This window comes from Gemmobacter sp. 24YEA27, from assembly GCF_030052995.1.
Lineage (GTDB): Bacteria > Pseudomonadota > Alphaproteobacteria > Rhodobacterales > Rhodobacteraceae > Pseudogemmobacter.
Window position 1 is genome coordinate 671,715 of sequence record NZ_JASJPW010000001.1, and the last position, 25,301, is coordinate 697,015.

27 protein-coding genes are annotated in these 25,301 nt (G+C 63.8%); 7 read left to right on the plus strand and 20 right to left on the minus strand.

Annotation, left to right across the window (positions count from 1 at the left end; translation table 11 throughout):
- A complete protein-coding gene (locus QNO18_RS03370; RefSeq protein WP_283176526.1) occupies positions 1–492 on the minus strand; it encodes a flagellar basal body-associated FliL family protein in 492 nt (163 codons plus the stop codon).
- A gap of 113 nt (positions 493–605) precedes the next feature.
- Here QNO18_RS03370 and fliF point away from each other — a divergent pair, with 113 nt between their 5' ends.
- The 5 genes from fliF (at position 606) to speB (ending at position 4,832) form a co-directional block, all read left to right on the plus strand.
- The gene (fliF, locus tag QNO18_RS03375) at positions 606–2,198 is read left to right on the plus strand and encodes a flagellar basal-body MS-ring/collar protein FliF (RefSeq protein ID WP_283176527.1); all 1,593 of its coding nucleotides are present in this window, start codon (positions 606–608) and stop codon (positions 2,196–2,198) included.
- Positions 2,198–2,791, plus strand: coding sequence for an HrpE/YscL family type III secretion apparatus protein (locus QNO18_RS03380; protein WP_283176528.1), 594 nt, complete (start codon positions 2,198–2,200; stop codon positions 2,789–2,791). The genes fliF and QNO18_RS03380 overlap by 1 nt, the downstream gene beginning before the upstream one ends.
- Positions 2,784–3,053, plus strand: a complete 270-nt coding sequence (locus QNO18_RS03385) for a FliM/FliN family flagellar motor switch protein (RefSeq protein ID WP_092900232.1) — start codon at positions 2,784–2,786, stop codon at positions 3,051–3,053. Before QNO18_RS03380 ends, QNO18_RS03385 begins: the two co-directional genes overlap by 8 nt.
- Positions 3,054–3,091: 38 nt before the next feature.
- Complete coding sequence (fliP, locus tag QNO18_RS03390) at positions 3,092–3,805, plus strand: flagellar type III secretion system pore protein FliP (protein ID WP_283178735.1); 714 nt, start codon at positions 3,092–3,094, stop codon at positions 3,803–3,805.
- 61 nt (positions 3,806–3,866) lie between these two features.
- The gene (gene speB, locus QNO18_RS03395) at positions 3,867–4,832 is read left to right on the plus strand and encodes an agmatinase (RefSeq protein WP_283176529.1); all 966 of its coding nucleotides are present in this window, start codon (positions 3,867–3,869) and stop codon (positions 4,830–4,832) included.
- A gap of 54 nt (positions 4,833–4,886) precedes the next feature.
- Here speB and QNO18_RS03400 read toward each other — a convergent pair whose 3' ends face one another.
- The 6 genes from QNO18_RS03400 to QNO18_RS03425 are packed head-to-tail and all read right to left on the minus strand — an operon-like array spanning position 4,887 to position 13,265.
- Positions 4,887–6,065: an HlyD family efflux transporter periplasmic adaptor subunit gene (locus QNO18_RS03400; RefSeq protein ID WP_283176530.1), complete on the minus strand. Its 1,179-nt coding sequence runs from the start codon at positions 6,063–6,065 to the stop codon at positions 4,887–4,889.
- A complete protein-coding gene (locus QNO18_RS03405; RefSeq protein ID WP_283176531.1) occupies positions 6,062–6,604 on the minus strand; it encodes an ATP-binding cassette domain-containing protein in 543 nt (180 codons plus the stop codon). Before QNO18_RS03405 ends, QNO18_RS03400 begins: the two co-directional genes overlap by 4 nt.
- Positions 6,586–7,596: an ABC transporter transmembrane domain-containing protein gene (locus tag QNO18_RS03410; protein ID WP_283176532.1), complete on the minus strand. Its 1,011-nt coding sequence runs from the start codon at positions 7,594–7,596 to the stop codon at positions 6,586–6,588. The genes QNO18_RS03405 and QNO18_RS03410 overlap by 19 nt, the downstream gene beginning before the upstream one ends.
- Positions 7,563–8,288: a hypothetical protein gene (locus QNO18_RS03415; protein WP_283176533.1), complete on the minus strand. Its 726-nt coding sequence runs from the start codon at positions 8,286–8,288 to the stop codon at positions 7,563–7,565. The genes QNO18_RS03410 and QNO18_RS03415 overlap by 34 nt, the downstream gene beginning before the upstream one ends.
- Entirely contained in the window at positions 8,285–9,634 is a 1,350-nt protein-coding gene (locus QNO18_RS03420; RefSeq protein WP_283176534.1) for a TolC family protein, read from the minus strand. Before QNO18_RS03420 ends, QNO18_RS03415 begins: the two co-directional genes overlap by 4 nt.
- Before the next feature lie 34 nt (positions 9,635–9,668).
- On the minus strand, positions 9,669–13,265 hold the full coding sequence (locus QNO18_RS03425; RefSeq protein WP_283176535.1) for an Ig-like domain-containing protein: 3,597 nt from the start codon (positions 13,263–13,265) through the stop codon (positions 9,669–9,671).
- Between the two features lie 507 nt (positions 13,266–13,772).
- Between QNO18_RS03425 and QNO18_RS03430 the strand changes: the two genes are divergently transcribed.
- Entirely contained in the window at positions 13,773–14,075 is a 303-nt protein-coding gene (locus tag QNO18_RS03430) for a hypothetical protein (protein ID WP_283176536.1), read from the plus strand.
- Positions 14,076–14,184: 109 nt separating this feature from the next.
- On the opposite strand, the gene QNO18_RS03435 is transcribed toward QNO18_RS03430, so the two are convergent.
- The 13 genes from QNO18_RS03435 to QNO18_RS03495 form a co-directional block, all read right to left on the minus strand.
- A complete protein-coding gene (locus QNO18_RS03435) occupies positions 14,185–14,361 on the minus strand; it encodes an alpha-hydroxy-acid oxidizing protein (RefSeq protein ID WP_283176537.1) in 177 nt (58 codons plus the stop codon).
- Positions 14,328–14,606, minus strand: a complete 279-nt coding sequence (locus QNO18_RS03440) for an alpha-hydroxy-acid oxidizing protein (RefSeq protein WP_283176538.1) — start codon at positions 14,604–14,606, stop codon at positions 14,328–14,330. The genes QNO18_RS03435 and QNO18_RS03440 overlap by 34 nt, the downstream gene beginning before the upstream one ends.
- 74 nt (positions 14,607–14,680) lie before the next feature.
- Positions 14,681–15,391 carry an alpha-hydroxy acid oxidase gene (locus tag QNO18_RS03445; RefSeq protein WP_283176539.1) on the minus strand — a complete coding sequence of 237 codons (711 nt, stop codon included), beginning with the start codon at positions 15,389–15,391 and terminating at the stop codon, positions 14,681–14,683.
- A gap of 1 nt (position 15,392) precedes the next feature.
- Positions 15,393–15,833: a hypothetical protein gene (locus QNO18_RS03450; RefSeq protein WP_283176540.1), complete on the minus strand. Its 441-nt coding sequence runs from the start codon at positions 15,831–15,833 to the stop codon at positions 15,393–15,395.
- Positions 15,809–16,675, minus strand: coding sequence for a hypothetical protein (locus QNO18_RS03455; protein WP_283176541.1), 867 nt, complete (start codon positions 16,673–16,675; stop codon positions 15,809–15,811). Before QNO18_RS03455 ends, QNO18_RS03450 begins: the two co-directional genes overlap by 25 nt.
- Complete coding sequence (locus QNO18_RS03460) at positions 16,672–17,670, minus strand: alcohol dehydrogenase catalytic domain-containing protein (protein WP_283176542.1); 999 nt, start codon at positions 17,668–17,670, stop codon at positions 16,672–16,674. Before QNO18_RS03460 ends, QNO18_RS03455 begins: the two co-directional genes overlap by 4 nt.
- Positions 17,671–17,673: 3 nt before the next feature.
- The gene (hisD, locus tag QNO18_RS03465) at positions 17,674–18,531 is read right to left on the minus strand and encodes a histidinol dehydrogenase (RefSeq protein WP_283176543.1); all 858 of its coding nucleotides are present in this window, start codon (positions 18,529–18,531) and stop codon (positions 17,674–17,676) included.
- Complete coding sequence (locus QNO18_RS03470; RefSeq protein WP_283176544.1) at positions 18,444–18,998, minus strand: histidinol dehydrogenase; 555 nt, start codon at positions 18,996–18,998, stop codon at positions 18,444–18,446. The genes hisD and QNO18_RS03470 overlap by 88 nt, the downstream gene beginning before the upstream one ends.
- 20 nt (positions 18,999–19,018) lie before the next feature.
- The gene (locus QNO18_RS03475) at positions 19,019–19,816 is read right to left on the minus strand and encodes an ABC transporter permease (protein WP_198835274.1); all 798 of its coding nucleotides are present in this window, start codon (positions 19,814–19,816) and stop codon (positions 19,019–19,021) included.
- Entirely contained in the window at positions 19,813–20,760 is a 948-nt protein-coding gene (locus QNO18_RS03480) for an ABC transporter permease (RefSeq protein ID WP_283176545.1), read from the minus strand. The genes QNO18_RS03475 and QNO18_RS03480 overlap by 4 nt, the downstream gene beginning before the upstream one ends.
- Positions 20,761–20,904: 144 nt before the next feature.
- Positions 20,905–22,014, minus strand: coding sequence for a PotD/PotF family extracellular solute-binding protein (locus QNO18_RS03485; protein ID WP_283176546.1), 1,110 nt, complete (start codon positions 22,012–22,014; stop codon positions 20,905–20,907).
- Positions 22,015–22,051: 37 nt separating this feature from the next.
- Complete coding sequence (locus QNO18_RS03490) at positions 22,052–23,149, minus strand: ABC transporter ATP-binding protein (protein ID WP_283176547.1); 1,098 nt, start codon at positions 23,147–23,149, stop codon at positions 22,052–22,054.
- A 155-nt stretch (positions 23,150–23,304) separates the two neighbouring features.
- Entirely contained in the window at positions 23,305–24,075 is a 771-nt protein-coding gene (locus tag QNO18_RS03495; protein WP_283176548.1) for an SDR family oxidoreductase, read from the minus strand.
- 146 nt (positions 24,076–24,221) lie between these two features.
- On the opposite strand from QNO18_RS03495, the gene QNO18_RS03500 reads away from it, so the two are divergent.
- Complete coding sequence (locus QNO18_RS03500) at positions 24,222–25,235, plus strand: aminotransferase class I/II-fold pyridoxal phosphate-dependent enzyme (protein WP_283176549.1); 1,014 nt, start codon at positions 24,222–24,224, stop codon at positions 25,233–25,235.
- Positions 25,236–25,301 lie beyond the last annotated feature (66 nt).

Below are 25,301 nucleotides of genomic sequence, written 5' to 3' on the forward strand. Positions count from 1 at the left end.
TCAGTTCATGACAAATTCGGTGATCAGAAGATCGCGCACCCGGCCTTCGCCGGTGACAATCTGGATGCGGCGCAGCATTTGCGCCCGAAGCCGCGTCATCGCGCCCGGATCATCAAAACCTGCGGGATCGACGGCGCGCAGATAGCTGTTCAGGACATCAAGCACACGCGGCATCAGCAATGTGACCTCGGCCGCATGGGGCCTTGCCACCTCGATCTGGGCCGCGAAGCGCAAATGCCGCCCGGGCGCCCCCGGCGGCAGCGAAATCAGGATCTGATCGACCGGAACATAGGCGATATCCGGCAGCCCCTGGACCTGCGACCCGGCCAGAGCATCGTGCCCCCCGTCCATCAAAAGGCCCGATTTCATGACATAAAATCCCGCACCACCCGCGCCGGTGGTCAATAGAAGGCCAATCAGCAGCGACAACTTCGGGCGCTTTTTTCCGGCCCCCTCAGCAGCAGCCTCTTCAGGAATCGCAGTATCCGACACGTCAGCCTCCGTTTCGTCTTGAGAACGAAGATAGATCGAGGGGCACTAACCGATTGTTAATCCAGACCCTTCATTTCTGGTCCCGTCAGGAAAGAATTCCGGCGGAGAGAAAAGTGCAGAACGTGATCTCGATCTGGAATGGGCTTGAGTTGCGGCGTAAGCTCATCCTTGCGGGCGCGACAATAGCAGTATTTCTTGCGGTTCTGGCCCTTTCACGCCTCTCGGGCGGCGGGCCATCGGTTCTGCTTTACGCCGGTCTGGATGGGCGGGCGGCGGGCGAAGTGGTCACCGCGCTGGATCAGCGCGGCGTCCCTTACGAGGTGCGGGGCGATTCGATCTGGGTCGATTCCGCCAGTCGCGACTCGCTGCGGATGTCGCTGGCCGGAGAAGGTCTGCCCACGGCGGGCGGCGCCGGATATGAATTGCTGGATACGCTTTCGGGCTTCGGGACCACCGCGCAGATGTTCGATGCCGCCTATTGGCGGGCGAAAGAAGGCGAACTCGCCCGCACGATTCTGGCTGTTCCGGATGTGCGGGCGGCGCGGGTCCATATTTCTCAGGGTCCGTCAGACCCTTTCCGGCGCGCGGCAACGCCAACAGCAAGCGTCACGGTGACAACCGCCTCGGGGCGCATATCGGATGATCAGGCGCGGTCCCTGAAACATCTGATCGCCTCGGCGGTCAGCGGGATGACGCCGGCTGATGTCCAGGTGATCGACACCACCGGCGGGCTGGTGTCTCCTGCGGAAGACGGCACCAGCGGTTCCGCCAGTGATCGTGCGAAAGAAATCCGCCAAAGTGTCGAGAGGCTGCTTGCCGCCCGGGTCGGCCCCGGAAAGGCAGTCGTTGAGGTCTCACTGGAGCTGCAGACCGAGCGTGAACAGATCACGGAAAGGCGTTTCGATCCGGAGGGACGGGTCGCCATTTCAACCGATACCGAAGAGAAAAGCAGTCAGAACAGCGAGCCTGGCGGTGATGTCACCGTCGCGTCCAACCTGCCCGAAGGGGATACGGGTGCCGGCGCCGGTGGCCAGTCGCAGACGAATGAGACCCGCGAAAGGGTGAATTACGAGATCTCCGAGACGCAGCGCGAACTGTTGCGCGGGCCGGGTGGCATTCGCCGGATGACGGTGGCGGTGTTGATCGACGGCCAGACCGTGACCGCGCCTGACGGGACACAGAGCTGGGAGCCCCGCAGCGAAAGCGAGCTCTCTGCGCTGCAAGAGCTGGTGACTGCGGCTGCGGGAATCGACACGGCACGTGGTGACAGCCTTACGCTTAAATCCCTTGAATTTCAGCCGCTTGTGCCCGATGGCACCGAGGCTTCCTCTGGCTTCCTCTCAGGCTTTGGCCCCCTGGATACGATGTCTCTGATCCAGATTGCCGCGCTTACCATTGTGGCGCTGATCCTCATGCTCTTCGTGCTGCGTCCGATCCTTGCTTCCGGTCGCGCGGCGACGCTGCCGGCGCCGCCTTTGCCGTTGCAATTGCCCGGGATGGCGTTGGCTGGCGCAGCGGACGCGGTATTAAACGGGGAAATCGACAATGGGTTCAGCCTGCCTGACCTCCCGATGGTGGATTTCAGCGGCTCTGACGCCTTGCAGGAAGACCCGGTGGAACGGCTGCAGCGGCTGATCCGCGAACGTCAGGCGGAATCGATCGAGATCCTGCGCGGCTGGCTTGGCCCGGATGAGGAGCGCAGCTGATGCCGCTGCCGCAGCTTGAAGTCTTCGAGGCCGGGCGCAGTCCGGGGCGGGACGTGGTCATCACCGACACCGCTTCGGTGGAAGAAAACCGTGCCGCCGCCTGGGAACAGGGGTACCGCGCCGGCTGGGACGATTCAGAGGCCGCCCATATGCAGAATGGTAACCGGGTCAGGGCCGAGCTGGAGCAGAACCTCATGACACTTGACTTCACCTGGCAAGAGGCACGGGCACATATCCTTGGCGCGATGGAGCCGCTGTTGCAAGAGATCGTCAACCGGCTGCTGCCGGATCTGGCACGCGAGACGCTCGGCCCGATCCTCGTCGGGCAACTGATGCCAATGGTGGCCGAAACTGCCGAACAACCGGCAAATCTGACCCTGCACCCGGCCGCCCGCCCGCAGGTTGAGGCGCTTCTTTCGCGCAGGCCGGGCCTGCTTTTCGAGATTTCCGAAGATCCGGGTCTCGGCGAGTCCCAGGTCTTCCTCCGCCTCGGAGCGCGGGAAGTCAGCATCAATCTGAGCCGTGTCACCGAGAGCATTATCAGATCCGTTCAGGACTTTTTCACCCTGTCGCAGGAGAACCCCGATGGATGAACCCGCAAGCTCCAGCCCCTTTGCCCAGGTGCCGATCGAGATCACCATCTCGGTTGGTCGCGCCCGCCCCAGGGTGCAGGAGCTGCTGCGTCTGGGTAAGGATACCGTCCTGCCACTGGATCGCCGCGTGGATGATCCGGTCGAACTTTATGTCGGTGACCGGCTGATCGCACGGGGTGAGCTGACCGAGCTGGAGGGCGACAAAGCCGGGCAGCTTGCCGTCCGCCTGACCGAGGTCGCCAATCTCAAGAGCGGATTGTGACCGTTTTTTGCCCTGTCCCCGCGTGGAAATGCGCAGCCCTGATCACTGCCGTTCTGGTGGTTTTCCTGGTCTCGGCCCCGCCGGCGCTGGCCCAAGGGATCACCCTGGACCTGGGCGGAGAAGAAACTCTGGCCGCGCGGTCGGTGCAGCTTTTGCTGATGATCACCGTGTTGTCGGTCCTGCCGGGTCTGGCGATCATGGTGACCTGCTTTCCCTTCATCGTGACTGTCCTGTCTATTCTGCGCCAGGGCCTCGGGCTTCAGCAGGCCCCGCCCAATATGCTGATCATCACGCTTGCGATGTTCCTGACCTGGTTCGTGATGGACCCGGTCTTTACCGAGGCCTGGGCGCGCGGCATCGGCCCCTTCACGCGCAATGAAATCGACCTTCCCACCGCCTTTGCCGGGGCCTCGGAGCCGTTCCGTCACTTCATGGCGGCGCGGATGGACCCGGAGACATTCGCCCGCCTCGACGCATTGCGGCCGCGCGCGCCTGGCGCGATCGTCGAGGCGCCGCTGTCGGTGCTGGTTCCTTCCTTCCTGCTGTCGGAAATCCAGCGCGCTTTTGAGATCGGCTTCCTGATCTTCCTGCCCTTCCTGATCATCGATCTCGTGGTGGCGGCGATCCTGATGTCGATGGGGATGATGATGGTGCCCCCGGCCGTGGTCTCGCTGCCGTTCAAACTGGCCTTCTTCGTAGTGGCGGATGGCTGGAGCCTGCTCGCCGCCGCCCTTGTCCGAAGTTATACATAATGAAAGCAGCCCTTGCCTGGCCCGCACAGCTGTGGCCTCTTCCCGAAAAACCAGGAGGTCTGTGATGCCGTTCAACCAACCGCTCGGCGGCAATGAGATGCCGCGCTTCGGCGGGCCGGTCACCTTCATGCGCTTGCCCGCAGCGCCATCCGCCGAGGGGCTGGATGTCGCATTTTGCGGCATTCCGATGGATATCGGCACATCGAACCGCCCCGGCACAAGGCTGGGGCCGCGGCAGATCCGCGATGAAAGCCGGATGCTCAGGCCCTTTAACATGGCGACCGGCGCCGCGCCCTTTGACCATCTGCAATGCGCCGATATCGGAGATGTGCCGATCAACACCTTTGATCTGAAGAAATCCGTCGGTATTATCGAGGCGCATTATGATCAGATCCTCGCCGCCAGTGCGCTGCCACTGACGATGGGGGGCGATCACACGCTGACCTGGCCGATCCTGCGTGCGATCCGCAAAAAACACGGGCCCGTGGCGCTGATCCATGTCGATGCCCATGCCGATATCAATGACACGATGTTCGGCGAAAAGGTCGCGCATGGCTGCCCGTTCCGCCGCGCGTTTGAGGATGGCTGTCTGCAAAATGACAAGGTCTTCCAGATCGGGCTGCGCGGCACCGGCTATAGTCCCGATGATTTCGACTGGGGTCGCAAGAACGGCTGGACGGTGATCCATGCCGAGGAATGCTGGCACAAATCGCTGAAACCGCTGATGGCAGAGATCCGGGCGCAGATCGGCGATACGCCGGTGTACCTGTCTTACGACATCGACAGTCTGGACCCCGCCTTCGCGCCAGGCACCGGCACGGTAGAGCCGGGCGGGCTCACGATCTGGCAAGGGCTGGAGATCGTGCGCGGCTGTGCCGGGCTGAACCTCGTCGGCGGTGATCTGGTCGAGGTCTCGCCGCCCTATGACCCTTCAGGCAATACCGCGCTGATCGGGGCAAACCTGCTTTACGAGATGCTCTGCGTGCTGCCCGGCGTGCCGCAAAACCCGCCGAAAGCGCTGCGTTAGAGACGAAAAAGCCCGCGCCGGATCAGGGCGCGGGCCAGTCACAGTGCCGGGTCCTCAGCGCTCGCGCAGGGCCTCGTTGGATTTGTAAAGCGGCTTCAGCAGATAGGTCATCACCGTCTTCGCGCCGGTTTCCAGCTCGACACTCGCCTGCATTCCGGGGCGGATCTCGAGATCCTTCTGCCGCTCGGTTAGCTGCGCCATATCGACTTTCAGCGTCACGATGTAATGCGGATCCCCATCTGCCGACCGTGACCGTTCGTCGATGAAAGTGTCGGCCGAGACAAAGGTGACCTCGCCCTTCAGCGAGCCATAGATCGTGTAATCATAGGCCGAGAGCTTGATCACCGCCGTCTGCCCCTCGCGCACCGAGGCGATGTCGCGCGGCTTTACCTTGGCGTCGATATACAGCTCTTCATCCAGCGGGATGATCTGCAGGATCTCTTCACCCGGGCGTACAACACCACCGATTGTGGTGATGCCGATCTTGTTCACCACACCTCGCATGGGCGAGACCAGAGTGGTGCGGCCCAGCTGATCCTGCGCCACTTTCAGCTTCTGCTCCAGCGTCGCCACTTCGGCCAGGGTATCGGCATATTCCCGGGCGCGTTCCAGTTCCGTCTTGGTTACAGTGTCGGACAGCTGGTTCTCGGCATCGCGATGCGCCTTCTTGGCCCGCGTCACCTCGATGGCGGGCGCAACCTCCTGGGCCAGCATCCTCTCCATGATATCCAGCTCGCGTTTCGCCTGTTCAAGGATCGCCTCTGCACCTTCTTTGCGGGCGGTGAAATCGTCGATCCGCGCCTTCAGCAGTGAGGATTCCGAAGCGAAAATATCGGGCACCCGCGCCGCGAGGTCTTCGGATACAGTAAAGGTGATCTCACCGCGCATCTCGGCTTCGATCCGGGCGCGGCGGATCGACAGACCCGCCAGCTGATCGGTGTAATCATCCACCGCCGCGTGATATTGCGTCGATTGCAACCGGCCGAGCAATTCTCCCGGCTCGACCACATCGCCTTCGGCGACGTTCAGCTCGGCCAGGATGCCGCCTTCCAGGTTCTGGATGATCTGCGGCCGCGACGAGGACACGACTGTGCCCTCGGCGCTGACGATCTCGTCCAGCCAGGCGAAGGCCGACCACATGACAAAGACCGCGATCACCGCGCCGATGGCCCAGATCACCATCGACGGGCTTTTCGAACGGCTCTCGAATTCGTCAGACCAAACTGCCGTCATGCGCCCGCTCCTGCCAGTTTCACGCCCTGGGCTTTCGCCAGATGCGCCAGCACCGCCTCTTTCGGTCCGTCCACCGCCAGCTTGCCGTTTTGCAGGATCAGCGTGCGTTCGGTCAGTTGCAGGATCGGCACACGGTGGGTCGCGACCACCGCCGTGCGGCCCTTGAGCCAGCCGCCCAGACGGCTGACCAGCGTGGTTTCCAGCGTCTGATCCAGCGCGGCGGTCGGCTCGTCCAGCAGCACGATCTGCGGGTCCTGGAGCCAGAGCCGCGCCCAGCCGATCGACTGGCGCTGGCCCACGGAAAGCCCCTCGCCCAGCTCGCGGACCTCAAGATCGAGACCGCGCGGATGATTGCGGACAAACGGCCCGAGGCCTGCAAAATCCAGCGCCTGCAGCAACCGGTCGTCGTCGCGCTCCAGCTGGTTCATGTTGAGATTGTCGCGGATGGTGCCCTGGATCAGCCGCACCTCCTGGCCGAGATAGCCGATGCCGCGGCGCAGGTCGCGCGGATGGATCTGGTTCAGGTCGATCCCGTCCACCAGCACCCGCCCTTGCCCGGCTCGTAAAGCCCGGCCAAAAGCCGCAGCAACGTCGATTTCCCCGAGCCGTTCGAGCCCAGAACCGCAACATGCTGCCCCTGCGGAATGGAGAGGCCGTTGATCTCGACCACCGGCGCGCTTTGCTCGTCATAGCGGAATTCGAGGTTCCGGAGCTCGAAACTGCCGGCCATACGGTCGCGGCGCAGATATCGGCGGCCCTCTTCTTCGGCCTGACGCGATTCAGCCACCTGCTCCAGCGCTTTCAGCGAGATTTTCACCTGGCTCCAGCGCGCCATCATGGTCGAGACCTGCGACAGCGGGCCGAGGGTGCGGCCGGTCAGGATGCCGGTCGCAATGATGGTGCCGACGGTGAACTGGCCGGCAAAGACCAGGTAGGTGCCGGCAATCACGGTGGCGACATAGGTGATTTGCTGCACCGCCTGCGACCAGGTGGACAAAAAGGTCGTCAGCTTGCGCTGTTCGGCGCTTTGCACGGCATTGACCGCGACCAGCTCTGACCAGATGCGGTTGACCCGGTCCTCGCCGCGCTGCGTGGTCAGGGTTTCATGCTCGAACACCGCCTCATAAAGCAGTTTCGCCTGTTTGATCGAGGCGCCCTGGGTCTCGCCAGCCAGCCGCACCATCTTTTTGCGCATCAGGAAGCCGGGCAGCACCATCAGGATGCCGCCGATGACCAGGAGCCAGACCAGATTGCCGGCAATGGTCGCCACAAGTGCCAGGAACAGCAGAAGGAAGGGCAGATCAGCCAGGGTGCCAACCGTGGCAGAGGTGAAAAACTCGCGCACCGAGCCGAATTCCCGCATCGCGGCAAAGACTTCGGAGGGTTTGCGCTCTCCGGGGCCCATTTTCATGCCGAGGAGCTTTTTCATCAGCCGCTTCTGCACGGCGATTTCGACCTTGCGGCCGGTATTGTCCATCAAAAGCGCGCGGGCGATTTTCAGCGTGGCCTCAAGGCAGACTGCCAGAAGCACACCGATCCCAGCACCCAGAGCGTGGGCTGCGACTGATAGGGGATGACGCGGTCATAGATCTGCATCGAGAAAAGCGAGATCGCGACGGCAAGGACATTCGCCACCATCGACGCGGCCGAGACTTCGCCGAAGGGACGGCGGAAATGACGGAACTCGCCCCAGAACCAATGCGGCTTTGCCTTGACCTCGATATGGCGGGCTTCCAGCTCGCTCAGCGGTGCGCGCGCCTGCAGGATTCGGCCTGCATAGAGACTGTTCAGGTCGGAAAGCAGCAATTCCGCACGGTTGTCATGCGCGGTCTTGTCGTAGATCGTGGCGCCCTCGCCATCGACGCCCAGCACCAGAACGACCTGGCCATTGGTGGTCTCGGCCAGAGCCGGGTAGCCGTCGACCGGCAGTTGAACCGAGCGCAGGATGCGCGTCGAAAGACCGCCCTGTGTCAGGGCCTGAGCCATCTCATCCAGCCCCGGCGCCGCGCCCGTGGCATCGGAAGCGCTCTGGATCCGTTCCAGCAGGTCAGGCACCGACAATTCGGACCCGATCAGCCCGGCATAGACCGAGGCCAGCGTGGCCCGGTTCTTTGCCCGGTTGGTAAAGCGCTGGCTTGCCGGCCTGGCGGCGATGACCGGGCGGGCGCCCGCTGCCACCTGACCCGCATTCATTTCGAAAGCGATCACCCGATTATCGGTCACATTGCGCCTCCATCTACCAGAACTCCGCGCATCAGCGCGATATCCAGCCGCGCGAGCGCGATCTGGTATTTCAGCGAAGCGTGGTCCCGCTTCATCGAGGTCAGGGTCTCGAACTGGCCGGTCAGCTCGATCAGGCTGCGGCGGCCGGCTTTATACTGTTCGGTATAAAGACCCATATTGCCTTCCATCTGGGCAATCACCGCGCCATCGGCCTGCTCGCGCAGCGCCAGCATGTTGATCTCCTGGGTCAGCGAGACGATCTTGCGATTAGCCTCGCGGTCGGCCTCGTCAACCTTGCGCCGCGTCACTTCGATCGCTTCGTCCAGCGAGGCCAGATTGTCGGCACGACCAAAGCCAAGAATGTCACCACTCAACGACAACCCGCCGTCGATGCCGCCATCCTTGCCGACCGATGCCCCGGCCCCGATCCCTGCGAGCAGCCCCGATTTCGCCACGGCGACCTCGGCCAGGGTCCGCGCGGCCTCGCCTTTGGCATAGACCACGGTCAAAGGTTCCGGCGTGCCATTGTCCGGCGGCAGCGAGGTCAGACCCCGCTCGGCCTCCATCGATTGACCTGCAATGACCGCAAGCTCGGCCCAGGCACTTTTCTCGCCCTGCCGGTAAGACATCAGAGTCGCTTCGATCTCGGCGCGGCGCTGGCTGACAAGCCGGTATTCCGAGCCGTCCGACAGCCCCCCGCTGACGCGGATCTTCGTGATACGTTCGAACTCTGTCATCTGCGTCAGGGCACCATCAGTGATCTGCGCAAGATCGGCGGCGCGCTGTGCCTCGATATACAGCTTCAGCCCATCATAGACCTTTTTGTTCAGGTCCTGGACCAGCCCAATCGCTGCCATCTCGACATCGGCCGCCGCGAAATCGCGCTCGGCCTGGCGTCGGCCGCGGTCAAAGATCGCGGTATCCAGCACGAGGCTGGCCGCAATCGACGACAGCGAGCTGAGGCTGACATCCGGCCCCAGTTTCGGCAGCCAGTTCTTCGATCTTGCCCGCGCGCTCAGGCGTTTGACGCGCAGCTGGGATTCGGCCGAGGCCTGGCTGCTTTTCAGGACCGCAGCCCCGACCCGGCCAAAGCTGCTGTTGGCGGGCAGGATCGACTGTCTGAGCTTCAGCTGGTCGATCTTATCCGACACAACCTCGCCCTTCCTGTCGAGATGGGCAGCGGTTTCTCCGGCTGTTGCCGGATCACCCGGCGATGCGGAGGACCTGGTTGCCTGGGGGCCGCCGAAGCAGCCCGCAAGCGCCAGGACCAGAGCGCCAGAGATGAGGGGGGCAGCGGCAGAGCGAAATCGCTCTGCCTTCTCTGCCTTGCAGGTGCGGGCTTCCATTTCCGGTTCTCCGGGTGGTTTCCGGGATGCTGGATCAGAAGAAGGTGGTGTGAATATCCTGATCCACCAGGACGGTCCCACCATCCATCGCATAGACGTTGTAATGCTGACCGTCGATCTCGCGAACCTCCACCGGAGTGGTGTTGGTCAGCTGCAAGCGGACCTGATCCAGGCTGTCACCGCGGATCATCAGCTCGTTGTCGCCTCCGGTCAGTGCCAGCAGGTCATGGTTGCTGAGTGTCAGCTTTGCCTGGGACATGGTCAGATCGATAGAAGCGAAATCGAAGCCCTGCAGACCTTCACGATCCAGGTTCACGACCACGTCCGAACGGTTGTTGACGATGAACAGCGTAGACGCCTCGTTACCCGCAGCATCGGTATTCTGGATCACCAGATAGCTGCCGTCCGGAACGCCTTCCTGCAGGTCATAATAGTCGGAGACGACCGTCGTCCCATTGACCCTGGTAGGCATATCTTCGGTGACGGTGGCGTGCAGATCGACTGGTTTTCCGGTGTTGTCGACCCGATAAATCGAGACCTGTTCGCCATTGGTATCGGTGAAGATACCCGTCAGCGCCCCCTCGTCGCGCACGATCTTGAGCGGATCAACCGCGGTCGGGGCCACGGTGTCCACCGTCACTTCGCGTGTCAGTTCAGCCGTGTTGCCGGCGCGGTCGGTTGCGGTGACCGTCGCAGTCATCGACACGCCATCGCCAACCGGCAGATAGCTTGCCGGGATGGTGACCGACCAATGGCCGCTTGCATCCGAGGCGGTGCGCAGAACCTGACCGTTCGAGAGAACAACCTCGATCTGCGAGAAGGCCTCTGCCGTGCCGCCGAAGGGCACGCCGCTCAGCCGTTCATGGGCGTTGATCATGCCGTCGCCGCTGATCAGGGCATCCGCCCCGAAATTGGTCACGACCCGGTCGATCACGATGGTCTCGGTCGGCAGGGTCGCCGTATTACCATAGCGGTCAGTCGCGACTGCGACGACATTGACGGTGGTCTCGCCGGGCGGGATCACGCCGGGCGGGATGACCACGGTCCAGGTGCCGCCGGTGACGGTTGCGGCATAGGGGCCGTGAGCGCCGAAACTCACCTGAACCTGCGAACCCGCCTCGACGCTGCCGGTGATGGTCAGGCCAGAGGCCGCCTCGGCATTGTTGAGAACATGGTCAGCGCCGGTCGAGTTGCCGGTGATGGCGAAGGGGCTGACCTGGGTATCGATGGTCACCAGATGGCTCGCGGTTGCCACATTGCCGGCCACATCGGTCGAAGTGACGGTGGCGGTTTGCGCCAGGCCGTTGCCGGTCGGGATCTCGGCGGCGGTAAAGGTTGCCGACCAGGTGCCCGATGCGCCGACCGTCACCGTACGGGTGCCCGAACCGAACTGGACCACCACTGTTGCGCCGGCTTCGGCAGTGCCGGTGAGGCTGACGCCGGCGCCGCGCTCGACGCCCGAGACCACGTTGTCGCCGGCCTGGACCGGATCAAAGGCCACCGAAGTGCCAAGGTCGATCGAGATCACGCGGCTGTCGGTCGCGGTATTGCCGTAAGCGTCGGTCGCGGTGACCGTTGCGGTGGTGGCGGTCAGCACAGCGCTGCCCGAGACGGCCGGGAAGGTCACCGACCAGGTGCCATTCGCGGCGACCGTTGCCGGAAGGGTCGAGCCCTGCCACGAGACCGAGACCACCGAGCCCGGCTCTGCGGTGCCGGTCAGCACCACATTGCGCGATTCCGAAGCGTTGACGATATTGTCGCCCGCCACGGTTCCGGTGAAGGCAACCGAGGCCTGGGTGTCGACGCGGAAGGTATGGGTCTCGCTGCTGCCATTGCCAGCGGCATCGGTCGAGGTCGCGGTGACGGTCGCGTTATATTCGCCGCCCGGCAGGGTGCCGGCGGGAATGTTCAGCGTCCAGGTGCCATCCGCACGGGTGGTCACGGTCTGGCTGTAGCTGGTCGCACCGGCCTGAACTGTCACCACCAGCACCGCTCCGGCAACCGAAGTCCCGGTCACGGCGAAACCGAGGGTATTTTCGCCATTATTGACCACATTGTCGCGGGTCACAGCGTCGAAATCGATCGGGTTCGGCACCGTATCCACCACGAGGCGGTCGGTGATCACCGTGGTATTGCCCAGCGGATCGCGGGCGGTCACGGTGATGTCGGTGGTGTATTCGCCGGTACGGATCTCGGTCGTGGTGAAAACCACCGACCAGGTGCCGTCACCTGCAATCACGGTGGAATGGCTGTGGCCTTCGATCACAACAGTCACCGAGGCGCCGGGTTCACCCGTGCCGCCGATCCGCACGCCGTCGGTGTAATCGGCTGCGTTTTCAACATGGCCAACCGATTGCGACCCTTCAGTGATGTCCACATCCGGCGGCGTCAGGTCGAGGATGAAATCCGGGCCCGGCAGCGTGGTGGTCACGCCATCGGTCTGATCGAAAACGACCACGGCCTCATGGCTGCCGTCGGGCGGCAGGTTGGTTTCCGGGAAGGTGACATGCCAGGTGCCATCCGGCCCGATCACCGTGGTCTCGGTGACAGTGCCGATGGTGACGGTCACAGTATCGCCCGGCTCACCCGTGCCGGAGACGTCGAGCTCCTTGTCGGGCGTGTCGATGATGACCGTGGTGGTGTCTTTCGGGTCAACGGTCGGCGGACGGCGCTCGGGCTCAACCGGGCCAGTCGGGCCGGTCGGATCAATGGGGCCAGTCGGGCCGGTCGGATCAATGGGGCCAGTCGGGCCGGTCGGATCAACGGGGCCAGTCGGGCCGGTCGGATCAACGGGGCCAGTCGGACCGGTCGGATCAACGGGGCCAGTCGGACCGGTCGGATCAACGGGGCCAGTCGGGCCGGTCGGATCAACGGGGCCAGTCGGGCCGGTCGGATCAACGGGGCCAGTCGGGCCGGTCGGATCAACGGGGCCGGTCGGGCCGGTCGGATCAACGGGGCCAGTCGGACCGGTCGGATCAACGGGGCCAGTCGGACCGGTCGGATCAACGGGGCCAGTCGGGCCGGTCGGATCAACGGGGCCAGTCGGACCGGTCGGATCAACGGGGCCAGTCGGGTCTACAGGGCCGGTCGGGCCCGTAGTGCCGCCACCACCGCCGCCACCGACTGCGGCCAGGCCGACGAGACCGACGCCCGCAGCCCCGGCACCAAGCCCGCCCAGACCCACAAGGCCCGGCGCGAACATGGCCATGCCAGCCGGCTCATCCACCGCACCGCCGGCAAGAGCGACGTCATCGCCCTCCGAGAAACGCAGCGCATCGAGATTGGAGTATTTATCCCAGCCCTCGACCGCACCGTAGCTGGCGTAAAGCCCGCCATCAGCGGAATTCGAAAGCTGAACCGCGATCACCTCGCCATTTTGCGACAGATACAGCTGGTTGGCGGTGCCTGCGGTGAAATACCCGTCAAGCACAACCGTACGACCGTCGATCAGCGTCAGAACAAGGTCATCGCCCTGGCGCGCATAACCGGCGACGCTCTGCCGGGAGAGATTCAGCGAAACCGCGTCGCCCGAACCCATCTGAATGAAATTGTTTCCTGCATCACCCGCAACCGCACCGCGCGAGGTACCGCCCGCAGAATCGCGGACGACGAATTGAATCGCCTTAGCCATTTTACTACTCCGCCTCATACCGCCGGACTCGTTGGCCCGACATGTTTTTATTGACGCACTTCCGGCGTCTATTGCCGATCTGAATAACCGGTTTCACTTTCATTTCCAGTAGGTATCAGGCGTCCTTCACATGTCTGGCCCAATTTTTCCCAACTTTCGCCCCAAAGTTCTTTTCGGCAACCCTCAGATCCGGCCTGGAAGAACCCCAACTTTGTGTCCCTGGTCGCTCGGGCTACAAGCCGATTTGCCGCCTGCCCCATTCGCGCCGCATTCAGGCCACAATCGCAAAGGCCCCGGCGCGCTGGTGAGAAAATCTGCCAACTCACAAATCTGCTGACGGCACTGTGAGGCCGATGCGGCGTCCCCGCATTGCGGACAGGCCGCGTCATGACAGTCTGACTGCAGGTTGCGCCGCTTTCGGTGCCGCCTTCATGGTGCCATTCGGGCAAATGCCAGAAGGCCGCGCTCCGTCCCGACCGTTGAATGTAGTGTGAAGCGAGATGGTCAATGACCCTGATCCCGACCAGAACCGCAATTGTCAGCCTGCTTGGCGCCGCTGTCATCGCCGCCGCAGCTGCGTGGAAAGCCAGGCCGCAAAGCCCGCCGCCCTCGGCAGTCGCTGCGGCGGCCCCTGCCGCGCCTGCCGCGCGCCCGCTGGATGCGGCCGGCCAGGCCCGGGTTGCCGCACGCCTGAAGGAGCTGGAGCCGGATTCTGGACGCGCGCTCGAAAGATGTGAAGCCGCCGCGAATGCCTGGCTGCAGCAAAACGTCGTGATCGGCCGCGAAGAGGCACGGCGTGGCGCGGGCTGATCAGGTTTCGCCGATCTGGCCGCCGTAATATAGTCGCCCGCTGGCCCCGCCTTCAGCTGATCGACGGAATTCAGGCCCATCAGTTGCAACGTGATGCCGATTTCCGCCGTCAGCAGGAAAACAGGCGCCCGGCGCCCCAGGTGCCCTCGGCCGCGACGGCCCAGGCAAAGGGCCGCCCCATCATCACCGCATCTGCGCCCAGGGCCAGCGCCTTCACCACATCGCTGCCACGCCGGAAGCCGCTGTCCACGATCAGCTCGCAGCCCGGGCCAAGCGCTGCGCGCATCGCGGCAACCTGGGCAATCGTCGCATGCCGTGATCGAGCTGGCGCCCGCCATGGTTCGACAGCACCACGCCATCGACCCCGCTTTGCCGCGCGATCTCGCCATCGCGCGGGTCAGAAACCCCCTTGATCACCAGCCGCCCCGGCCAGAGATCGCGCAGGGCTTTCACCTTGTCCCAGGTCAGGTGCGCCCGCCATGGTTCGACAGCACCACGCCATCGACCCGCTTTGCCGCGCGATCTCGCCATCGCGCGGGTCAGAAACCCCCTTGATCACCAGCCGCCCGGCCAGAGATCGCGCAGGGCTTTCACCTTGTCCCAGGTCAGGTGCTTGTCGAGCCGTGACGACAGGGCCGAGGCCTGGGCCAGCGCGCCGCGCCCGAATTCGGGCCGCCCCTCGACCAGTTCCACCCCGGAAAGCCGTTGCGCAACAGATCCAGCGACCAGCGCGGGCGTTTTGCGAATTGCCAGGCCAGGCCCGGCGTGATGTGTTTCACCGCGCGAAAGCCGTTGCGGTTATCGCGTTCCCGCACCGAGGTGATGGCGGTGTCGACGGTCAGGAAGATCGTCTCGACCCCCGCCGCATGGCAGGCGGCCAGGTAGCTTTCATTCACCGCCGGATCGCGGTCGAGATAAAGCTGAAACGCCAGATTCTCGCCCAGCTGAGGCGCAAGGCTGGCGATCCCTTTGATCGAGAAGGTCGAGAGCCCGAACGGCACCCCCGCCGCCTTTGCCGAGAGCCCGACCAGCAGATCTCCGTCGCGGCGATAAAGCCCGAGAAACCCGACCGGCCCGGGAAAGAACGGCAAGGACCAGCGCCGGCCGAGATAGGTCGTGCTCAGATCCGGCTGCGGCGCGAGATCCTGCAGCACCCGCTGCGACAGGGCATAGCGGTCAAAACCCATCCGGTTGCGGGCCAGCGTGGTCTCCGAAAAGGCCCCGCCCTCGATATAATCGGCAAAGATCTTCGGCAGGCGGCGCCAGGCGGCGCGGCGGAAATCCTCGACATTCTGGTAGCGGCGGTCGCGCGACATGTTACGGCTCCGGACGGATGGACTCGAAGAACCGCACCATCCGGTCCTCGCCCGCCAGCGGCCTTGCACCGCAAAGGATCGCCTGGGACAGCCCGATGGCCGAGCTTTGCGGGTTATGCCGCCCGGCGCCGGCGCGCAGGTTCATCACCAAAGTCGGGCACAGGAACAGCGCGAGCCGCAAGACCTCCTCCCAATCCGCGGGCAGCATGTCATGCTCTGCCAGATGGGCGAGCCAGGGCTTCCAGAAGCGTTCGGCCTTGACCGCCAGCACCGCGTCGCGCAGAACGCCCGGCGCCCAGTCGCTGTCGATATAAAGGCAGCCATCCGCCAGCCGCGCCGAAACCTGCCAGCGCCCCGGCACCATATCGCTGTCGTAAAGCCAGAGCGGATGGGCGAGGATATTGTGGAAGGTCGACTTCACCTCGGCCAGCAGCGCGGGCACATGTTCGCCGGCGAAAGCCGGATCGAAAAACGCCAGATGATCAGCGGTCTCGCCGCGCTCATACCAGACATTGGCGTTATGGGCGTCACCATGCGCGACGATGCCGCCTGCATCCGCCAGCCGCGCGGGGCGAGCCGGGTCCGGGCCGCGTCGAACAGAACGGCGAGGGGGTGGTCATATTCAATGCCATTGATCACCGGTCGGGCCAGCGCGATCTCATCCCAGGAAGCGCTCAGACCGGCGAGATCAAAATCCTGGCCGATATAGAAAGAGGCCAGCCGTCCGCCGGGGTAATGCCCGGTCGCGGGGTCGATCAGGCGTTCGGAAAACAGACGGTGGATCGGTTCGGAGGCGGATTGATCCGGTGTGATCTCATGCAGGCTGGCCTTTGCCACCGCGAGCAGGTGGTCGTTCAGCGCGCCTTCTGCCGCCAGCGCGCGGGCCATCGCAGGCGCATCGGGCGCGAGGTCCAGCGCGCGCAGCACATCTGAAAAACGCGGGTCACTGCGGCGCCGATAGACGAGGATCTGCTCGCCCGGGAGCGTCGAAGACAGGATCGGCTGGTCCACCGGCAGACCGGCGCGGGCAAGGATATCGGCGCGGTAATATTCGCCGCGCATCTCCTCCTCACCCTCTTCCTGATGGAATTTAAAGAAACACTCGCCCTGCTCGCAGGTGAAGAACCCGTTCAGTGAGTTCAGCGAATACTGGTCGTGATTGATCCGCACATCGCTGGCAGTGATCGCAAAAGTCTCGCCCAGAAAAGCCGCGAGCATTGCTTCGGCACGGGCCGGATCGGTGGCGGCAGTGGCGCGGATTTCGGCGGTGCGCGACAGCGTCATGGCTGCATCTCCGGCAGAATAATCGTCTTGGCGCCCATCACTTCGCCCGCAAGATGGCGCGCATAGGCATCGGGAACCGCGTCGAGCGGGATCTCGGCGTCGATCAGCTGTTCCAGCTGCGGGCCGAGGAGGTCGAGCAGCGCCACCGCCTCGGGCAGTTCCCCCCCGAACGCATGACAGCCGGACAGCCGGATCTCGCGCTCCACCAGCAGCGTCGGATTCAGGCTGAGCGGGCGCGCGCCGATCCCCACCAGCGCTATCGCCCCGCCGCCGCGCAGGGAGCGGATCAGTTGGTCGATCACCTCGGGGCTGCCGGTCGCGTCAATCGCATAGCGGGGCGGTGTCGGGCCGAGCTCATCAAGCTGCACGACCTCGCCTCCGAAGGCCGCCGCGGCACGGGTGGCGCGGATCTGGTTACGATCAACGATGCTGACCGGGTGGCCTTTATGCGCGAGAACAAGCGCCGAAAGCGCGCCAATGGCACCGGCGCCCGTGACCAGAACCGGCGCGCCGGCTGGTGCGTTCAGAAGATGCGCGGCATGGAGCGCCACCGCCAGCGGCTCGGCCATCGCAAGCAGGCGCGGCTGCAGACCGGCGGGTGCTTTAACCACGTTTTTGGCCGGAATAGTGACGTATTCCGCGAAGCCGCCATCGATTACTTCGCCCAGAAACCCAAGCTTTTCGCAGATCTGGCTGAGGCCCTCCAGGCAGCTGTCACAGCTGCCGCAGGTCACGCGGCTGTCCACCGCAACGGTGTCGCCCCGGGCAACATGGCGCACCCCTGCCCCGACTGCCGTGACCACGCCGGCAAACTCATGCCCCGCAACCGAAGGGCTGCGCGAGATCCAGGCCCCGGTTGCAAAATTATGCAGGTCTGATCCGCAGATCCCCGCCGCCGTTACCCTGAGCGTCACCTCTGCCGGGCCGGGAGGCTCCGGCAAAGCCACGTCTTCGACCCGCAGATCCTTTACGCCATAAAGGCGGACGGCGCGCATATCTCAGCCTTTCAGATACTGCTTGCGGATGTCTGAGACCGCATTGGCGTGATTGTCGAATCCCTCATAGCGCGCCAGCGTGCCGGCAGCCTCGGCCAGTTCCGGGAAACCCTTTGCAGTGACGTAGCCGACCGAGGACCGGCGGATGAAATCGGTCACGGAAAGCGGCCCATAAGTGCGCGCCCCACGGGAGGTCGGCAGCACCGCATTCGGCCCGAGGCAGAAATTGCCGATAGAGACCGGCGTATATGGCCCCATCAGGATCTCGGCGGCGGCGGTGATTTCTCCCAGATGCTCGAAGGGTTTTTCCGAGAGGAGCTGGAGATGTTCGGGCGCGTAATCATTGATGAAGGCATAGGCCTCGGCCAGGGTTTCGGTCACGAGGATACCGCCATGGCTGCCGCACAGCACCGCTTTCGAGAAAGCAACCCGCTGCTCGCTCATCCGCGACCAGTGATCCGGCAGCGCGGCCAGCGCCTCATCGGCGACGCGGCGGGAATTGGTCACGAGCCAGGCGGAACTGTCGGGTCCATGTTCGGCTTCGATCAGCAGATCAAGCGCGGCGAGGCCGCCATGCACGGTTTCATCGGCGAAAATGATCGATTCCGACGGGCCAGCGGGCAGACCGGGGTCAATCACGCTCGACAGGAGGCGCTTTGCCGCCACCACCCAGGGGCTGCCCGGGCCAACGATCTTGTGGCAGGGGCGCACGGTCTCGGTGCCATAAGCCGCCGCCGCCACCGCCTGGGCCCCGCCCGCCTTATAGACCGTCTTCACCCCGGCCAGCCGCGCCGCCACCAGCGTTGCCGCATCGACCTTGCCGCCCGGGATCGGCGGCGTGAAGATCGCGATATTCGGCACCCCGCCACCACTGCCGGCACGCCGGTCATCATGGTCACGGACGGAAACGACCCCTTGCCGCGCGGCACATAGAGCGCGACCGAATCGATGGGGATGAACCGATCCCCGGCAAAGGCGCCTGGACGGATCTCCTTCAGCGTCATCGGCTCGGGCAGCTGTTCCTCATGGAACGACCGGATGTTCGAAATCCCCAGCTCAATCGCGCGGATCACCTCGGGCTCGACCAGGGTGAAGGCCTCGTCAAACTCGGCTTCGGTGACTTTCAGCTTGTCCGCCGTCAGCCCCTCGGCCTTGTCGAAACTCACCCCGAACTCGACCAGCGCGGCATCGCCACGGGTTTTCACTGCCTCAATGATCGCGGGAACCTTGTCGAGGAAGCCCGACAGATCGGTCTCGGATCGCGCGAAGAGCGCCTCACGTTCGGCCGAAGTCAGATCGGCCAGGATTTTGAAATTGACCTCAGCCATGGACAGGCCCTCTCGCATAGTCATTTGGATTTAAGAAAGATTTCCAGCCCGACGAGCTTGTCGAGCAGCCAGATCGCCGCCAGCGCAATCGCGATGAACACCACCGAGACGGCGGCCAGATCAGGCGTGATGATCGAGCGGATGGAGTTGTAGATCAGCACCGGCAAAGTGACGATGCGGGCATCAGTGAGAAGAAGGCTCACAAGGAATTCGTTCATCGCGAGGATGAACATCAGAAGACCCCCGGTGATCACGCCCGGCATCACGGCAGGCAGCGTGACATGAAGGAAGGTCTGCACCCGCCCTGCCCCGCAATTCTGCGCCGCAAGCTCAAGATCCGGGTCCAGCAGCACCGCCGAAGACGAGACCGACCAGATGATGAAGGGCAGATTGATGACCGCGCAGGCCATGCCCACCGGCCAGAGGCTGCCCAGCACATGCCATTCGCCGAAAACCAGCATCAGCCCGATCCCCGATCCGATCAGCGGCACGGTAAAGGGCAAGAGCAGATAGACCTGGATCGCCGTGGTAAAGCGCAGGCGGAACCGCGACAGGGCAAGACCCGCCAGCGTCCCCACCGGCACCGCTACGAGGGTGCAGATCCCGGCAACGATCAGCGAGCGCAGAAAGGCCTGCTGCAAATCGCGGGCCAGCGCGATCTTCTCATACCATTGCAGCGAAAGCCCCTGCGGCGGAAAGGCGACCATATTGCCGGCGGTCAGGCTCGCCCCCAGCACCACCAGCGTCGGCAGAGACAGCGTGATGATCGAGAACCAGACGAGGCTCCAGACGGTGATCTTCTGGCTGAAAGACATCATTTGCGGCCTCCCATCGCCAGCGTCCCGGCGCCGAAGATCATGAACACCAGCCCCACCAGCACCGACCCCGCCGCCACCAGCAAAAGCGCCAGGGCCGAACCAAGCCCCTGATCGGCGGTGCGGAAGAACTGGTCATAGATTGCATTGGCGATGAAATCCTGGCCACCGCCGCCCAGCATCGCCGGCACCGCGAAGTCGGTAAGCGTCAGCGTAAACACCACCAACCCCGCCCCGATCAGCCCCGGCTTCGCCATTGGCAGCAGAACATGCCACAGAATGCGCGGCCAGCTCGCGCCCAGCGATCCGGCGGCGGTCTCGGTTTCCTCCGGGATTGCGGTCAGTGCCGGCACCAGCAAAAGCACGGCGAAGGGCAGCATATATTGCACCAGGCCAAAGACCACCGCGCCGTAATTGAACAATAGCCGCATCGGGGTCACGCCGACCAGCGACATTGCCTCATTCACCATGCCGGAATTCCCGAGGATGATCAGCCAGCCATAGGCGCGCACCACCTGGCCGATGAAAAAAGGCAAAAACAGGGTGATCAGCAGCGCCTTGCGGATCCAGGCCTTTTTCACCCGCACCAGCGCATAGGCATAGGGAAACGCGAGAATGAGCGTCAGAACCGTGGTCAGCATCGCGGCAGACAGCGACCGCCAGGCCACCGTCAGATAGGTCGATGACGAAAGCGCCTTGCGGTAATTCTCTGTCGACCAGTCCTCCGACATCAGAAAAGTCGAGGTGTCCAGCGTCCTGAGCGAGGCATCCGCGATCTGGATCAGCCCCAGCACCAAAAGCCCGACCAGCAAAAGCGCAGGCGCGATGAACAGCCAGCCGGTATGGCGCGACAGACGGCGCGGCCAGACCAGGTCGGCAATCCGCTCCACCGCGTCCATCAGGCGCCAGTGCAGCGGGTAGCGAAACTCGGGAGAGGGGTTCGGCATCGGCTTTATCCGGAAGGGTCACCCCACCCGCCGGGTGAACCACCGGCGGGCAGGCGCGGGATGGGGGGTCCGGGGGGCCTGCCCCCCGGCCTGCGCTGACGGTGCCCCCTGGCCTTCAGGCCCGGGGAAAGCCGTCAGCTCCCGTTACCCCTGCATGATCTCTTTGAACTTCGAGAACCATTCGCTCTCATTCTCGACCTGCACCTTGGTCGAGATGCGGATCAGATGCGACATCTCTTCCGGCGTATCCGGGTAGGACGGGTCATCCGCCAGATCTTCCGGCGGCGTCAGGCCCGGCACCACGCCCGGCAGACCCAGCCCGTCACACCAGACCTGCTGCGCCTCCTGGCTGATGGCGAAGTTGATATATTCCTTCGCCCAGTACAGCTCATTCTCCGGCAGGCCTTTCGGGATCCAGAGCCCATCCGTGTCAAACTTCGCGCCCTCTTCCGGCACGGTCCAGGCCAGATCAACGCCGTTCTTCTTCGCTTCACGCGCATTCGTGGAAATGGTGCAGGCGATGTCGATCTCACCATTCTGGAACCAGGCGGTGAAATCGGGGTCTTCGCCCAGCAGCGGCTGCTGCTGTTTCACCTGCGTGATGAAATCCCAGGCCGGTTGCATATTGCCTGGAATATCCTCAAGCTTGCCGCCGCCGGCCACCTGGGCCGGGAAGTGGAAGCCGATCCCGTCATTGTAAAGCGCGATCCGCCCCTTGAATTTCGGATCCAGCAACGCCTTCCACGAGGTCGGCGCGCCATCGGGGAACGCCCCGGGCCGGTAGGCCAGCACATAGACATAGCCATAGGTGTTCACGATCGGATAGCCGTCGAGCCCCACCGGCTTCGCGAGTTCCGTGGTATTCGCAAGGTTCGCCAGATCTGACAGATCCTCGGTCACACCGCGCAGCGCCGATTTCGTCGCATTGGTGGTGGTGTCCCAGTTGATATGGATCGGCGGCACGCGTCCTTGCGCCACGGCGGCCCAGACCTTCGGCTGGATCTCGTTATCCTCGGTCAGATCATGACGCACCTGGATGCCGGTCGCGGCGGTGAACGGGTCCGAGACGCCTTTCTTCAGCGCCTCAACCCAGGATCCGCCCCAGGCCCGCACGATGATTTCCGCCGGTTTCGCCGGCGCGTCCTGCGCCATCAGCCGGCGCGCCGGCAGCGATCCGATCAGCGCCGCTGCCCCCGCAGCAGCCGTTCCGCGCAACAGCGCACGGCGATTGGGACGATAAACAGGGTTCGACATGTCTCAGGTCTCCTTGTTGATATGGCTCGCCGCCTGTTTAGCGGTCTTTTGCGGGAAAGATCAGCAGGTCTCTTGCAGTCCAGCCGACTGAAACTGTCGCACCCCGCGCATAGGGCGCATGTTCTGCCGGATCGTGGTGAAAAACCTGAATTGTCGTCTCAAGCGCCGGCAGGGTGACAAAGTACAAAAGCCGCTCGCCTTCGAAAATCGTGTCACTGACCTGGCCCTCCAGCACGGTATCGCAACCGGAAAGCGCGTCCCCCGGCGCCCCGATCCGCACCTGTTCAGCCCGGATCGCGCCCTGGGCCGCAGCGCCCGGCGCAATATCCGCCACCGCCTGGCCCGCGCAATCACTGCCATTCACGGTCAGGCCCGTTTCTGTCCGCCGGCCCGTCAGAAAACTCGACACGCCGATAAAATGCGCGACGAACGGGTTTGCGGGGCGGCGATACATCTCGACCGGCGAAGCATGTTGCTGGATCTCGCCCTGGTCCATCACGATGATCTCATCCGAGACCACCAGCGCCTCGCGCTGGTCATGGGTCACATTGATGGTGGTGACGCCCAGCTCTTTCTGAATGCGGCGAAATTCCAGCTGCATCTCTTCGCGCAGCTTGCGGTCAAGCGCCGCCAGCGGCTCGTCCAGCAGCAAAAGCTCCGGCTCGAATACCAGCGCCCGCGCGATCGCCACGCGCTGCTGCTGGCCGCCCGAAAGCTCATTGATCCGCCGTTTTGCAAACCCGCCCAGCCGCACCAGGTCAAGATACTGCGCCACCCTTCCCGGGATCTCACGCGGGTTGAATCGCCGCATCTTCAACGGGAAGGCGACATTTTCCTCGACACTCATATGCGGGAACAGCGCCAGTTTCTGAAACACCATCCCGACCGAGCGGCGATGCGGCGCCACCGCATCCGCCGGCTTGCCGCCGATCAGGATCTCGCCACGAGTCGGCGTCTGAAAGCCTGCGATCATTCGCAAAAGCGTGGTCTTCCCCGATCCCGACGGGCCAAGAATGGTCAGGAAACGCCCGCGCGCAAGGCTGAACCCGGCCTGTTTCACCGCCATCGCGCCGGTGCCGAAATCCATATCCACATTCCGCGCCACCACTGCGTCAGACGAGCCCGTCCCGCTCATTTCTGCGTTGCTCCTGCCTGACATTTCCGTAGGTCCTCACCCATCGCATCGCGCCTTCCGCTGTCTTTCTTCCCCTTAACCGGTATAATGTATATACCTGAGAAGGGTCTCGGCCCGGATTTTACAGCATCACGCCTGTATTTCAGGCAGATGGCTCAGATCGAGGCCAGATACCCGCCGTCAATACCGATACATTGCCCGGTGATATAGGCCGAAGCGTCCGAGGCGAGGAAAATCACCGCGCCAATCAGATCTGCCCCTTCGCCAAAGCGGCGCTGCGGGATCTTGTCGAGCATCGCGCCCGCCCAAGCCTCGTTCTGGTAGAACACTTCCGTCATCTCGGTGCGGAAATAGCCCGGCGCGATGGCATTGACCCTTACGCCCCGCCCCGCCCATTCCGATGACAGCGCCCGCGTCATGCCCAAAAGCCCCGATTTCGACGACCCGTAAGGCGTGGCCGTCGGCACGCCGACATAAGAGGTCAGCGAGCAAAGATTGATGACCGTACCGCGCCCGCGGTCCAGCATGCCCTTTGCCACCGCCTGGGTGGTGAAAAACGCACCCTTAAGATTGGTGTCGACGATCTTGTCCCAAAGCGCCTCGGTCACTTCGGTCGAGGGACGGATTTCCTCTACCCCGGCATTGTTCACAAGGATGTCGATATCCCCTAGGCCCGCAAGCGCGGGTTCGATGCCGCCGACCTCACTCTGATCCATTGCAAGCGCTGTGACCCTGCCGCCAGCGTCGCGGATCAGCCCGGTGGTTTCCTCAAGCGCAGTGATGCTGCGGGCGGAAATCACCAGATCCGCCCCCGCTTTCGCCAGACCCAGTGCCATGGCCTGGCCAAGACCCCGGCTGGCGCCAGTCACAAGGGCACGACGGCCGGAAAGAGAGAAGAGCGCGTTGACACTCGACGCGGTATGCATGGCGGGCTTCCTTTCATTGCCGGCGAGATTAACGATCCCGGCCGGAAGAGAGAACAGCAGACGGCACTCTTTACATGTATATACAAGAGACATAGCTTCGGCCTGGCTGTCAACCGCCCTCGCCCTCCGCTTTCCCCTGAGGCTCCATGACCGGATCTGTCCCGCTTCTGCGCCCCGAGCTGGCGGCGCTCAGCCCCTATAATGCCGGGCTGACGCCGGCGGCAGTCGCGTCGCGCTCCGGTGTGACACGGGTGGCAAAGCTGGGGTCGAATGAAAATCCCGCTGGCCCGGCACCCGAGGTGATCACGGCTGTTTGTGAAGCGGCGGGTCGCATCGGGGCCTATCCCGATCCGGAGGGGCGCGATCTGATCGCCGCGCTGGCCGCGTTTTACGGGTTTGATCCCCAGCATTTCATCCTTGGAAACGGCTCTGAGGATCTGCTGGCGGTGCTGGCCCGCGCGGTTCTGCGGCCCGGAGACGAGGTGGTGACGCTGTTCCCTTCCTTCCCGCTGCATGAGGATTACGCGCAGGCCATGGGCGCGAAAGTCACGCGGATCGGGCTGACCGCTGCGGGAGAGATAGACCTGCCGGCCCTGCTCGCGGCCGTGTCACGGCCGGTGCGCCTTGTGCTTTTCGCTAATCCGATGAACCCGGCCGGCCTCTGGCTTGATGCGGACGGGCTGCGGTCGGTGCTTGCGGCTGGTCATCCCGACTCGATCACCTGTCTCGATGAGGCCTATCACGAATATGCCTCGGCCCCCGGTGACGGGCCGGATTATGCCAGCGGCGCGCCCTGGCTTGCCACCCATCCCGGCCCGCTGGTGATCCTGCGGACCTTCTCCAAGGCCTGGGGTCTTGCGGGTCTGCGGATTGGCTATGCCATGACCAACTCAGCAGACCTGAAGCGCGGCTTTGATCTTGCCCGCACGCCATTCAATACGAATCTCCTGGCGCAGGTCGCGGCGCGGTCCGCGCTGGATCATACCGCGTCGATGCACCAGGCCGTCAGCCTTGCGGTCCAGGAACGTGACCGTATGGCAAAGACGCTGCGGTACTGGGGCTGCGGGTTCTGGCCTCGCGCGGCAATTTTCTCTTTGTCGATTGCGGGCGGCCTGCTGGTCAGGTCGCTGAATCGCTGCTGGATCAGGGTATCATCGTGAAGCCCTGGAAACAGAAGGGTTATGAGAGCTGGCTGCGGGTTTCGACCGGGACTGTGGAAGATGGAG

What these genes read in the sequence shown, in the direction of transcription:
- QNO18_RS03455 (WP_283176541.1), bottom strand. Translation starts at nt 16,675, where the DNA reads ATGACGCTGTCGCGCACCGCCGAAATCCGCGCCACTGCCGCCACCGAT.
- QNO18_RS03490 (WP_283176547.1), bottom strand. Translation starts at nt 23,149, where the DNA reads ATGAGCGGGACGGGCTCGTCTGACGCAGTGGTGGCGCGGAATGTGGAT.
- QNO18_RS03470 (WP_283176544.1), bottom strand. Translation starts at nt 18,998, where the DNA reads ATGGCTGAGGTCAATTTCAAAATCCTGGCCGATCTGACTTCGGCCGAA.
- QNO18_RS03380 (WP_283176528.1), top strand. Translation starts at nt 2,198, where the DNA reads ATGCCGCTGCCGCAGCTTGAAGTCTTCGAGGCCGGGCGCAGTCCGGGG.
- QNO18_RS03480 (WP_283176545.1), bottom strand. Translation starts at nt 20,760, where the DNA reads ATGCCGAACCCCTCTCCCGAGTTTCGCTACCCGCTGCACTGGCGCCTG.
- QNO18_RS03460 (WP_283176542.1), bottom strand. Translation starts at nt 17,670, where the DNA reads ATGCGCGCCGTCCGCCTTTATGGCGTAAAGGATCTGCGGGTCGAAGAC.
- QNO18_RS03440 (WP_283176538.1), bottom strand. Translation starts at nt 14,606, where the DNA reads ATGGCGAGATCGCGCGGCAAAGCGGGTCGATGGCGTGGTGCTGTCGAA.
- QNO18_RS03400 (WP_283176530.1), bottom strand. Translation starts at nt 6,065, where the DNA reads ATGACGGCAGTTTGGTCTGACGAATTCGAGAGCCGTTCGAAAAGCCCG.
- QNO18_RS03485 (WP_283176546.1), bottom strand. Translation starts at nt 22,014, where the DNA reads ATGTCGAACCCTGTTTATCGTCCCAATCGCCGTGCGCTGTTGCGCGGA.
- QNO18_RS03445 (WP_283176539.1), bottom strand. Translation starts at nt 15,391, where the DNA reads ATGTCGCGCGACCGCCGCTACCAGAATGTCGAGGATTTCCGCCGCGCC.
- QNO18_RS03425 (WP_283176535.1), bottom strand. Translation starts at nt 13,265, where the DNA reads ATGGCTAAGGCGATTCAATTCGTCGTCCGCGATTCTGCGGGCGGTACC.
- QNO18_RS03430 (WP_283176536.1), top strand. Translation starts at nt 13,773, where the DNA reads ATGACCCTGATCCCGACCAGAACCGCAATTGTCAGCCTGCTTGGCGCC.
- QNO18_RS03500 (WP_283176549.1), top strand. Translation starts at nt 24,222, where the DNA reads ATGACCGGATCTGTCCCGCTTCTGCGCCCCGAGCTGGCGGCGCTCAGC.
- QNO18_RS03435 (WP_283176537.1), bottom strand. Translation starts at nt 14,361, where the DNA reads ATGCGCGCAGCGCTTGGCCCGGGCTGCGAGCTGATCGTGGACAGCGGC.
- QNO18_RS03475 (WP_198835274.1), bottom strand. Translation starts at nt 19,816, where the DNA reads ATGATGTCTTTCAGCCAGAAGATCACCGTCTGGAGCCTCGTCTGGTTC.
- QNO18_RS03420 (WP_283176534.1), bottom strand. Translation starts at nt 9,634, where the DNA reads ATGGAAGCCCGCACCTGCAAGGCAGAGAAGGCAGAGCGATTTCGCTCT.
- QNO18_RS03495 (WP_283176548.1), bottom strand. Translation starts at nt 24,075, where the DNA reads ATGCATACCGCGTCGAGTGTCAACGCGCTCTTCTCTCTTTCCGGCCGT.
- QNO18_RS03385 (WP_092900232.1), top strand. Translation starts at nt 2,784, where the DNA reads ATGGATGAACCCGCAAGCTCCAGCCCCTTTGCCCAGGTGCCGATCGAG.